8 protein-coding genes are annotated in these 11,573 nt (G+C 63.2%); 4 read left to right on the forward strand and 4 right to left on the reverse strand.

The features are described 5' to 3' along the window. Window positions 1-3: 3 nt before the first annotated feature. The 4 genes from IP79_RS15085 to IP79_RS15100 form a co-directional block, all read right to left on the reverse strand. The gene (locus IP79_RS15085; RefSeq protein ID WP_233994253.1) at window positions 4-5,130 is read right to left on the reverse strand and encodes a hypothetical protein; all 5,127 of its coding nucleotides are present in this window, start codon (window positions 5,128-5,130) and stop codon (window positions 4-6) included. Window positions 5,131-5,176: 46 nt separating this feature from the next. After that, complete coding sequence (locus IP79_RS15090; protein ID WP_054120136.1) at window positions 5,177-6,235, reverse strand: DUF11 domain-containing protein; 1,059 nt, start codon at window positions 6,233-6,235, stop codon at window positions 5,177-5,179. A 71-nt stretch (window positions 6,236-6,306) separates the two neighbouring features. Further along, a complete protein-coding gene (locus tag IP79_RS15095; RefSeq protein ID WP_054120137.1) occupies window positions 6,307-6,795 on the reverse strand; it encodes a hypothetical protein in 489 nt (162 codons plus the stop codon). A gap of 41 nt (window positions 6,796-6,836) precedes the next feature. After that, the gene (locus IP79_RS15100) at window positions 6,837-7,829 is read right to left on the reverse strand and encodes a DUF11 domain-containing protein (RefSeq protein ID WP_054120138.1); all 993 of its coding nucleotides are present in this window, start codon (window positions 7,827-7,829) and stop codon (window positions 6,837-6,839) included. Between the two features lie 198 nt (window positions 7,830-8,027). Here IP79_RS15100 and IP79_RS15105 point away from each other — a divergent pair, with 198 nt between their 5' ends. The 4 genes from IP79_RS15105 to IP79_RS15120 form a co-directional block, all read left to right on the forward strand. After that, window positions 8,028-8,393 carry an ArsR/SmtB family transcription factor gene (locus IP79_RS15105; RefSeq protein WP_054120139.1) on the forward strand — a complete coding sequence of 122 codons (366 nt, stop codon included), beginning with the start codon at window positions 8,028-8,030 and terminating at the stop codon, window positions 8,391-8,393. Between the two features lie 12 nt (window positions 8,394-8,405). Next, window positions 8,406-9,071, forward strand: coding sequence for a carbonic anhydrase (locus tag IP79_RS15110; protein ID WP_054120140.1), 666 nt, complete (start codon window positions 8,406-8,408; stop codon window positions 9,069-9,071). 53 nt (window positions 9,072-9,124) lie between these two features. Next, window positions 9,125-10,693, forward strand: a complete 1,569-nt coding sequence (locus IP79_RS15115) for a SulP family inorganic anion transporter (RefSeq protein ID WP_054120141.1) — start codon at window positions 9,125-9,127, stop codon at window positions 10,691-10,693. A 221-nt stretch (window positions 10,694-10,914) separates the two neighbouring features. Next, the coding region (locus tag IP79_RS15120) for an MBL fold metallo-hydrolase (protein ID WP_197273846.1) at window positions 10,915-11,573 on the forward strand (659 nt) is incomplete at its 3' end.

Here is an 11,573-nt window from a genome sequence, read left to right on the forward strand (position 1 = left end):
CGCTTACCTCCCCAGCCCGAGGAAGCTGAAGCTATCGGCATCGAAGGCCATCCGCACGGCGGCGAACACGCCCTTGTTCGTATTGCGCGCCGCGCTGAAATCACCGTCGCGGAAGCCTTCGATGTTGTAGCCTACGGTCAGCAGCATGCCCTTGGCAGGCACCACGCCGATGGTCGGGCCGTAGGCAAAGCTGGTGACGTTGTCGTTGAGGTTGCTGCGCACGGTGGCGCTGGCGCCCAGTTCGAACCGCTCGCCGATCCCGATCCGGCCATCCGCGCCCACCAGCACGCTGGTACCTGCAAAATCGATGCCTTCGAACTGGTCGAAATTGTGCCGCGCGCCAAGGAACAGCGAGACTTCGTGGCGGCGTACCTGCGCGTCATCATCACGCCCACGCGGGCTGTAATTGGTCGAAAGGCTGGCGATCAACCGGCGGGCGGTGGCATCGCCATCCACCACCAATGCGGTGCGCCCGGCCCCGCCCCCAATTCCGGCAGCGCCGCCCGCCTCGCCCGCCACGCCGCCGGTGATCCGGTCGCTGCGGAACTCGAGCCGTCCGAGCATCGCCAGCGGCGAGGCATCGGGGCGGTGGGCAAAGGCGATGCTGGCATCCATGATTTCGGTCGCAGCGCCATTGGCAGCCTTGGCGCGGGTCCAGGTGCCGCCTGATCCGACAAGGCTGCCCTCGCCCAGCTGGCGGATCGCGCCGAAGGTGAAGCCCTTGCGGTCAGCGGTCTCGCCCTCGCGAACTTCGCCGCGCGCGGTCACGCTCCAGCGATCCTTGCGCCATGCTGCGCCGAAGGTGGCGGCGGTGAAATCTTCGAACAGCAGGCCGCCGGTCAGCTGGCCGCCGCTGGCCACCGGCTGCGCGGGGTTGATCACGCCGCCAGCATTCTGCGCATTGGCCGCCGCGCCGCCCAGCGTGCGGTTGCCATCAATGGTGGCGTCGATCGTCAGCGTGGGGCTGACCTGAAGCGATTGCGAAAGGCCAAAGGCGGCAAAGCTGCGGGTGCCCTGTTCGCCGATGCTTTCCTGCCCCAGCGTGGTCACGACCTGTCCGCCCTGCCACGGCGAAACTTCGATCCCGCCGCGCAGTTGGCGCGCATTCAAGGTCTCGCCATCGGCGATTTCATAGGTACCGACCAACCGCACATCCTGCGTCACGGCATATCGCACGCCGAGGCGGTGGCGCGCGGGCAGATCAAGGCTTTCCGCCTTGCCCAGCGCCACAGCGGTGCCCGCGGAAAGTTCCAGCTTGTTGTCGAACAACCGCTGGGTCGCGCCCGCTTCCAGCACGGTTGATGCGGCATTGCCGCCAGCGGCCAGACGATCATCGAAATGGGTGATGCCGATGCGCAGATCGGTGCGCTGGCGGGTCAGCACCATCTGGCCTTGCGCAGCGCGGCGGCGAGCGGCATCGATCAGGTTTTCATCCTGCCAAAGCGAACCGACGAAGTTCAGCTCCTGGCTCAGCAGCACCCGGCCATCGACACCGATCTTGCGGCGGCCGCGCTCGGCTGCGTTCTGCTGGCCGATGCCATAATCGCCATCAATCTGGCGGGCATAGGCGAGCACATCCAGCTTGGCAGTCTGGTGCTGGGCTTCGACCAGCCAGCCGGTGGCATTGTCGCCCTCGCGGCGGCTGACACCAAGCTCGGCGCGGATTTCGGTGCCGTCACCAACGCGGGCAAGCAGATCGACCGCGCCCAGATCAGTGCGCCGGGCCTGGCCGCTGGCGCCCGTCAGCCCGGCATCGCTGATCGCGCTTGCCCCGATCCGCACTGCGCCATCGCCGCTGGTCCAGTCAGCGCGCACGCCGGCGTTCATTTCAGCCTTGCCGTTACCGTCAGTTTCAAATTCAATTACAATGGATTGTGGGTTTAAGTTCTCATCACGGCTTAAGATTGGCGCATTAAAGCTGATGGTGCCCGACAGCAGATCAATGTCGTAATCAGTAAAGCGGGTAAGTTCGCGCACAGAAACAATGAGTTCAGGGCGGAACCTATCACGCACTTCCAACGTCACCCGCTCGGAATTGGCGAGGATGCGGCGGCTGGCGAGGCTGTAGGGGCCGCTGATGCCCTGCCCCTGGATTTCCTGACGCTGGAACCGGCTGGCGATTTCGGCGGCAAAGCCCTGCGCCTTGATCGCACCCAGTCGTGCTTCAGCCTTCACCCCGGTGGCGGTGCGGTTGTAGTTGGCCAGACGGGTCTGGTTAAAGGCGGTCTGGAAATCGCCGTACAGCGCATAAAAGGTTGCGGTTTCGATGCGGACATAAAGCTTTTCACGGCTGGCAGCATCGAACTGGCGGGCCGAAGCATCACCGAAGACGGTGTAATAGGCCTGCGGATCGATCGCGCCCAGCACGCGCTGGTCATCGCGCTGCTTGGCGCTGTCATAGGCCAGCGTCAGCAGGTATTTGCCCAGCACCCGGCCCTTGGCATAGAGCGCAACCCGCGCATCATCGCCCAGATCGCTGTCGAACTGCCCGGCGCGCTCCATGTTGTCGGCAACCGAACGGGCGCCGACAGTGCCTTCGGCCAAGCCAACGATGGTCCATTCAATGTCGCCCGGCTCGATCCACGCTTCCAGTTCCTGACGGCGCACGATGTTGCCATCGTCAAAGGCGAAGGCGAGCCGCAGCGAGCCGCTGACCATAGTAGGTGCGAGTTCGATCCGGGCGATGCCATCGGTGCCTTCGACCACCCAGCGCGCCGCGGTGGGTGCGGTGCCGGTCAGCTGGTTGATCTGCTGGCGATCCATCTGTTCGGCGCTCTGGTAAGGCGCATTGAGCGTGAAATTGCCCGACAGGCCTTCGCGCAGGGGGCGGCCGTTGCGGTCAAGCACGCGCACCGCGATCACCGGGCGCGTGCGGCCATCGGCAATCATCTGCGATTGTTCGGGCAGGAATTCGACCTTGGCAGGCACGCGGGTGAAGAACACGTCGCGAGTGAAGCTTTTGGAGACTTCGCCAAAGCTGTTGACGATGCGCGCTTCGATCACGGTGCGTTCGTTGATCAGCGGCACACCGCGCCATTGGCTGACAGCGAATTTGCCGCGCTCGGGCTTTTGCGTGCCATCGAAAGCGAGCGGATCGACCGGCTTGCCATCGACGAAAAGCTGCACGCTCTGGCCGCGGCGGTGGCGGATGGCGACGCGGATCGCAGGCGCACGCGGGTTGGCATCGGCGGTGGGGGCCAGAAAGCCGTCCTCGCCATCGCCCAGCGCGATGTAATCGACTGCCGCAGGGGCAGGCGCAGCAGCGACAGGTGCGCCCACCGCAGCTACGGGAACGGTTGCCGCTGCGGCGTTTTCGGGCACGATCGCATGGAAATCGGCGACCACCAGGCTTCCGCCCTGCCCGATCGCAAAGCGCGAGGAGGCACTGCCGGCATTGCGGGTGGAGCGCTGGCAATCGACCAGTTTTGCGCCTTCCGGCAGCGTCATCTGCGCTACCTGCACCACATGGGTGCCGGGCACGACGCCTTCGAAGTGATAGCGCCCGTCGGCATCGGAGATGGCGAAGCTGCCATCTTCCAGCATGATACGAATGCCAGCAATTCCAGCGCGTTGCGCCTCATCCAGAGTGCATGGCCCAGCGGTGATCCGGCCGATGATGGTCATCCGGTCGGCAATCCCCTGGCGCACCAGATCCACCGCCGCGCTGGCACGCGTTGTCCGGCCAAGTCCGTCGCGTGCAATGGCATCGTTGAGCACCCGGCCCGCAGGCGCATCGGGGCGCACGGTCATGGCATAGGTCACCCGCGCCGATGCGCCGCCATCCAGATCGCCCAGAGCAATCGTCAGCACCCGGCCATCGGGCGTGACTGTGACAGCTTCAGGCGCGGCAACGCCGTTGATGCGGATGGTATCCCGGCGCAGGCGCAGCCATCGTGACGGGGTATCGGTCAGCGTCACGGCACGCTTGACCCGGCTCGGGTCAGTGTTGCGCAGCGTCAGCGTGTAGAAAACAGCATCGCCCGGCGCCGCATTGACCCGCGAGGCCGTTTTGCCAAGCGCCAGGTTGAGGCTGGGCCGGTCAAGCGGGATATCCACTTCGAACGGCACCGGATTATCGAGCACGAAAGCATCGCCGAACGATCCTTCGCGGATGACAAAGGCACGGCCATCGGGACGGGTCAGCCGGGCCAGCACCTCACGCGGGGCGGCAGAGGGCGCGGTATAGGGCGCTGGCGGTTCAACCAACAGGCGATACCGGCCCTGCGAAGTCAGCGGAAACCAGAATTCGCCCGGCCCCATCGGCACCACGCGGCCGCTGCCATCAGTGACCGCCTGACCTGAAATAACTGTTGATGGCCATGAAGTTACGCCATCTTCTGCAAAAACGGTGGCAACAACGCCGGTGATCGCATCGACCAGCGAAACGCGCGCGCCATCAACCGCTTCGCCGGTTTCGCTGTCGAACACCACGCCGAACGGGTCGACCAGCACTTCGACGTCTGCCACGACCAGCACAGCGCCGGTTTCGGGATGCAGAGCTGTCACAACGATCTGGGAATCCACGCCAACGCTGAGCTGGCAATCTTCCTGCACCAACGCAGGAGGGATGCGCAATGTATTGATAACGCCTGAAAAAATACCGCTATTTGGTGCCGTTTCGAACACCGTCATGGTTTCGCGGTCGCCTTCGGTCGAGCTGATGGTCACCGTCAGGCTTTCGATCGCTTCAGGGTCGCGGTTGGCGGCGGCTGCGGTGATTTCAAAAAACAGTGGTTCGCCGCCGCGCAGGGTGCTGACCGGTTGCACGCGCGCGGTCGACATCGTCGCTGCGCTGGCTGTGCTGGCGGTGCTGGCGGTGCTGGCGGTTCGCAAGCTGCTGGCTTGCACGGGATTTGACCCGACGGTGCAATCAGGCTGGCGGTAAACCAGATCGGAACCTTCCCCCGGCGACCGGCGGAACACCCGGATCGAAGGTGGCGGTGGGGGGGCGGCGCTGACGTCGAATATGACCGGATTGCTGCTCGTCCTGCCACGCGTACCGTCAGCGTCCCATGATGCTTCGGCGATGTTGGTGATCGTGCGCACCAACAGGCCATCATCGGTCTGCGCGCTGGCCCCCTCTTGCGGCACGACGAATGGCAGCAGCACTATGGAAAGTGCCGCTGCCACGCGCCGCAAAGAGGGGGTTACACGCAAAGTCTAAGTCCGGCCGAGCTTAGTTGATTTCGACGCGGAAATAGAGCGAGCGGGTTTCGCCGGCGGCCACATCGCTGAGGTCGCCCGTCACCTGATCTTCGCCCAAAGGACCAGATCCGGTGCTGAAGGCTCCGCCAGCAACGCCGCTTTCGCAGGTTGCGTTGCCATCGACGAAGATGCCGAAACCGGCATCATAGGTAACATCGAACGGCAGGTCATCGACCACGTCCACATTGGTGGCCGTTGCCGCGCCCGAAGCGTTGGATACGGTGATGCAATATTCAACCGTTGCGCCAGGGATCGCCTTGGCGTTGGGGTTGGCCGCACCGCCCGGGCCTGCCAGATTGACCGGATCAGCAATGATCCGGCTGGTCTTGGCCACTGCAACAATCGCGCCGGCAACGGTGTATTCACCGGTGTCGGAGAAATCGCCCTCGTTTGCCAGATCGGTCGCGCCCGCGCCGTCAGCCAGCACGGTGTCAATGCCAGCGGTGTTGGCACCGGCAGTGTCGACCAGTTCGGCGCCCAACGCACCTGCGCCGCCGCCCTCGTGGGCATCTGCGGTCAGAGTGACGTTGAAGTCATCGCCGTTGGCAGCGGTAAGGGCGATATCGGCCACCACAAACACGCGAACGGTTTCATCTTCGATGACTTCATCGAGATAGGTCACCAGCGCATCGCCTGCGTCGAACACACCATTGCCGTTCGTGTCGCGATAGATCTGGAAGTTGGCGATGTTGCCAGCCGTCCCGGCCGTCAGCGCGGCAGCGAGATCGAGGTCAATCGTGTCGTTGGACAGGTTGGTGACATCGAACGCAATGACGGCATCCTGCTGGCCAGGCGAAACCGAAGTTGCCGGGCCGATGTATTCGACGTTGACGTTGACCTTGCGGTCGACCGTAAAGCTATTGCTTGCTTCTACTGCGGTCTGGGTAACGCCGCCGACGTCAAACGTAACGTTGACGTTGTTGGTTATGGTCGATCCTGCACTGGTCCCTTCGGCCAATGCAGGGGCGCTGGACATCGCGACGAGCGCAAACGCACTCACCGCGCCCAGCAACTGGGTGGTGGTCTTCATGACAATGGTCCTATGCGTGTGCCCCGCGTGATGTGATCCGCCCGCAGGACGTGGCGGTTACCTTTCGCTGGTCAGCGAATGATGGCTGGGTAGGTGAGCCTCCCTGAGGCGCCGGGCGCGATGCTCGCCAGCACCCAGCGGACATGGGTCACATCCGCATGGGCAGCGGGACGTGTCGTCCCGTCGGAATCGGTGATCGAAAGCGCGGAAAGCGCGCCCCAGGTCTTGCCGCCGTCAACTGACACATGGAGCGCCGGGTCGGCATCGGGCGCCAGACGCACCGCTGCGGGAAGCGGGTTGGTGACGACAAAGTTGCTCACCGCATCGCTGCCGCTGTTGGCGTAATCGGTGCCGAAAATCAGCCGGTCACCCGGAACGATGGTGGTCGGGGGCACCATTTCGCGGGTTTCGCTGCCGTCGGGCGCTGTGATAACCTTTTCTGCCATGACATCGCCCTTCAGCACGACCGGACTGGCGGCATCTTGCGCGGCGAGCGGCATGGCAGGCAGAGCCATGGCGATGGCGGACATTGCGATCATGATCTTGTTGAGTTTTTTCATGATAATGGACCCCTTTTTTAAGGATTTTTTGAAGTCTGGAGTCAGTCGATCACTACGTCGAAGGTGACTGTGCTGGTGGAACCGGCGGAAACATTGCCGAGGTTGACCGCGATCCCGGCAGCGTCCGAACCTGTCCCGGCATCGCCATCGGCTGCGTCGGTCAGCGTTGCACCACCCAGCGCCAGTGTGCCCGGGGCGTAGGTGGTGCCTTCGGGGATCGCGTCGGTGACGGTGAGATCGTTGATTGTACCGGTGCCGGTGACACGGGCTTCGATGGTGAAGGTGGCGACAGTGCCGGGCACCGCGCCCGTCCCGCCGAACGGATCGCGCAAGACGACCGATTTGATCAGCTGCACGCTGACCATGCCCGCCACCATTCCGCCCCGTGCCGTCGCAAGTGCGCCGGTGGTGCCGACAATCGCGTCGCCGCCATCAACGCCCGCACCCGCGAACACCGAGCCGGGCGCACCGCTGCCGGTGACAGCTTCGGCGGTCAGTTCGACATTGCTGGTCTGGGTATCGCTGGCACCCTCGGGAACCGTGACGAGCACGAACAGCGTCAGCACCGCATCAGCTGCCAGAAGGTCTGTGGTTTCCGGCGCGGTCAGGATCTGGTCGATCCCTTCGTCATATACGCCGTTGCCGTTGCTATCTTTTGCAATCGCGCGAACCGTAACATCGAAATCATTGCCGGCCACCGCAGGGTTGGCGACCAGCCGGAAGGCTTCAGGGCCATTGCCCTGATTTGTCAGTTCGAAGGCCAGCACCGCGTCACCCGGGCGCGCGGTGATCGGGCCGGGATCGAGCGAGGTCAGCGTCACATCCAGCAATTCGTCCACCCGCACAGTGACGGTGTTCGAATTGATCGTGCGCGGGCCGGCGCCGTCATCATAGCTGGCAACAGCGGTGTTCTCGATCAGCGTGCCAGCGGTCACGCCGCCAGCCTGGGCCGAGGTTGCAAACAACAATCCGCTGAGCGCTGCTGCGCCGCAGATCGTGGTTAAGGCGAAGTTGATGCGTGTATCTGTGGTCATGCGACGGTGAATTACGCAGGAATGGTTATTTTTTCGTTAGGGACGCCAACTAACCATCGGCCAAATTAACCATCGGGCCGACGCGTTCTTGCCCCTTCCGCTTGACCTCCTTCGCATCATGTCATAGCTACAAGTCTGCAAAAATTCGCAGGCGTTAAGGCTGCGAAGGTTTGCATGTTCGCAACCGGAGGAGGGTTAATGCCGAGCAGAATCATCGTTTCGCGCGACCTTGCCGAACTGCTTAAATTGCTGGCCCACCCCGATCGTCTGCGCATGATCGAAGAGCTGCGTAACGGTGAACTCGATGTATCCGGCATTGCCGAAGCGCTGATGCTGCCCGCTACCCGCGTTTCCCAGCACCTTGCCCAGATGCGCGCGCACCGGCTGGTTGAAGAGCGGCGCGATGGCCGCAACCACTATTACCGCCTTTCCCACCCTCATCTGGCCGAATGGGTGGTCGACGCGCTGCAGTTCGTCGACATCCGCAACCGGCTGGATGAGGCCGAGCACATAGACACCGCCCGCGCGCTGTGGAGCGCCGGTGCGAAGACCCCATCCCACTGAAAGGATTGAAGCATGCCCCATTTCGCCAAAGGCGTCGTGAAGTTCCGTCGCGATGTATACCCCGGCAAGGCAGAACTGTTCGAAAAGCTCAGCACCGGCCAGAGCCCCGAAGCGCTTTTCATCACCTGCTCGGACAGCCGGATCGAGACAGCTATGCTGACCCAGACCGATCCGGGCGAGCTGTTCATCTGCCGCAACGCGGGCAACATCGTTCCGCCGCACACCAACCAGACCGGCGGCATGACCGCGTCGATCGAATTTGCGATCGGTGCGCTCAAGATTCCGCATATCGTGATCTGCGGGCATACCGAATGCGGCGCGATGAAGGGCGCGATGAACCGCGCTGGCCTGACCTCCCTGCCCCACGTGCGCGAATGGCTCGGCTATTCGCAGGGCGCGGTCGATATTGTGGAGGCACTTGGCGCGGATCTGGATGACGAGGCCCGGATGCGGATGCTGCTCGAACAGAATGTCATCCTGCAATTGCAGCATCTCAAAACCCACCCCACCGTCGCGGTCGCGCTGGCGCAGGGCGCGGTGACGCTGCACGGTTGGGTCTATGACATCAAGACCGGCGAAGTTTCCGCCTATGACGATGAGACCGGTACCTGGATTGCGGTCGAAGAACGCTATGCCGGAGAACTGATCGAATTGATGGACGATCAGCACGCCTGCTGATCGGCACAATACCCCCGGTTCCTCTCCTCTCTATACCCGGAGCACTTCTCCCTATGAGCTCAGCGACATCAGATAGCCTCACCCCGGCTGTGGTCGGACGAGATTTTCTCGCTTCGATCGTCGTCTTCCTTGTCGCCCTGCCCCTGTGCATGGGCGTTGCCATTGCATCGGGCGCGCCTCCTGCACTCGGCCTTATAACCGGCATTGTCGGGGGGCTGGTCGTGGGAACGATCGCCGGTTCGCCGCTGCAAGTCAGCGGGCCGGCAGCGGGCATGGCGGTGCTTGTGTTCCAGCTGGTGCAGGAACACGGGCTGATCATGCTGGGCGTGGTCGGGCTGATTGCAGGCGCGCTGCAATTGCTGGCGGGGGTGTTCAAGCTGGGCCAGTGGTTCCGGGCAATTTCGCCTTCGGTGATCCACGGGATGCTGGCAGGCATCGGCGTGCTGATCTTCGTATCGCAGCTGCACGTGATGCTGGATGATGCGCCGCGCTCCAACGGCCTCGAAAACATCGCCGCCATCCCCGAAGCAGTCATGAAGATCTTTCCGATGGATGGATCGGTGCATCACCTTGCCGCAATGGCCGGGATCGTCACGATCGTGTCAATCGTGCTGTGGAACCAGTTCAGGCCCAAGGGTCTGGCGCTGATCCCCGGCCCCCTGCTCGGCGTCATCATCGGCACGATCTTCGCGATCGCCTTTGCGCTGCCGATTACGCTGGTCGAACTGCCTGCAACGCTGGCAAGCGGTCTCAACATCCCCACCGGCGACGCATTGGCCGGGTTCACCAACCCCGATATCCTGACGCTGGGTCTGGTCTTCGCTTTCGTTGCCAGCGCGGAAACACTGCTGTGCGCCACTGCGGTGGACAAGATGCACATCGGCACGCGCACCGATTACGACAAGGAATTGCGCGCGCAGGGCGTCGGCAACATGATCTGCGGCGGCCTTGGCGCCCTGCCGATGACCGGAGTGATCGTGCGCTCGGCCGCCAATGTCGAAGCGGGTGCCACCACGCGGATTTCGGCAATCATGCACGGCGGCTGGCTGCTGCTGGCGGTGGTGGCCTTCCCCTTCGTGCTGAACGAGATTCCCACCTCGGTGCTCGCCGCGATCCTCGTTTACACCGGCTACAAGCTGGTCAACGTGGCGCAGATCAAAAAGATTGCCGAATTCGGCCGGCAGGAACTGGTGATCTATTTTGCCACTCTGATCGGGGTGGTGGCGATCGACCTGCTGACCGGCGTGATCCTCGGCTTTGTGCTGGCGACGCTGAAGCTGGTCTACACCTTCTCGCACCTCGAAATCCGCCGCGAGTCCGATACCACGCTCAACCGGGTCGATCTTTGGATGAAAGGTTCGGCCACCTTCTTCTCGATCCCCCAGCTCAGCAAGGCGCTGGAAAGCTCGCCCTTCGGATCGGAAGTTCACGTGCACGTCGAAAACCTCGATTACATCGATCATGCGTGCCTCGAAATGTTGTCTTCGTGGGAAAAGCTGCACCAGAGCACCGGCGGAACGCTGGTCGTGGAATGGCACGAACTGGTCGAACGTTATAACCGGCGTGCGGAAGAATCGAACAAGTCCGAAATCCCGGGTCTGATGACCCGCCCCGCCGCCTGAACCGGCGCCTGAACAAGCTTGGGCGGCAGGGGCTGTCAGATGACAGTCTCTGCCGCCTGGAGCATTGGCAGAAAATTCAAACGCTCCTCGCAACCGCTCTGCCTATTCAATGATGGCAATTGCCGCGCTGCGTCGCCTGCCCCCGCACTTGCAACCGCACGGCTGCACGGGCATCACCCACGCAAGGGACACAGAGCCCGGGGGAATGAGGGGACAAATTCATGACTTTCGTGAAGATCGGCGCAGTCGCTGTGGCAGCGGCTCTGGCAGCCTATCCGGGCATGGCACAAAACGCGGCGAGCGAGCCGACCCGGGCAGCGCAGGCAGCGGCAGCCGCAAATCTGCCGGACGAAGGCACCCGCGATGCCGACTTCTCCATGCGCGGCTTCCTTGCCACGCGCAGCGAACCGGTAATCACGGGTGCGGGCGGAAAGCCGGTCTGGAACCTTGCCGCCTATGCCTTCGTGGATGGCCCTGCCCCCGCCACCGTCCATCCCAGCCTGTGGCGGCACATGCGGCACCTGAAGCATCACGGGCTTTACCGCGTCACCGATAATGTCTGGCAGGTGCGCGGGTTTGATCTGTCGAACATGACAATCGTGCGCGGCGCCACCGGATGGATCGTGATCGATCCTCTCACCAGTGTCGAAACCGCGCAGGCGGCGATGGAGCTGGTCAACGCCACGCTGGGCCAGCGCCCCGTCAGCGCGGTGATCTATTCGCACAGCCATGCCGATCATTTCGGCGGGGTGCGCGGCGTGGTTGATCCGACCGAAGTGGCCGCCGGACGCACGCAGGTGATCGCACCCCACGGCTTCATGGAAGAAGCTACATCGGAAAACGTCATGGCAGGCGGCGCGATGATGCGCCGCGCCGCCTA

It is taken from the genome of Porphyrobacter sp. AAP60, from assembly GCF_001296025.1.
GTDB lineage: Bacteria > Pseudomonadota > Alphaproteobacteria > Sphingomonadales > Sphingomonadaceae > Erythrobacter.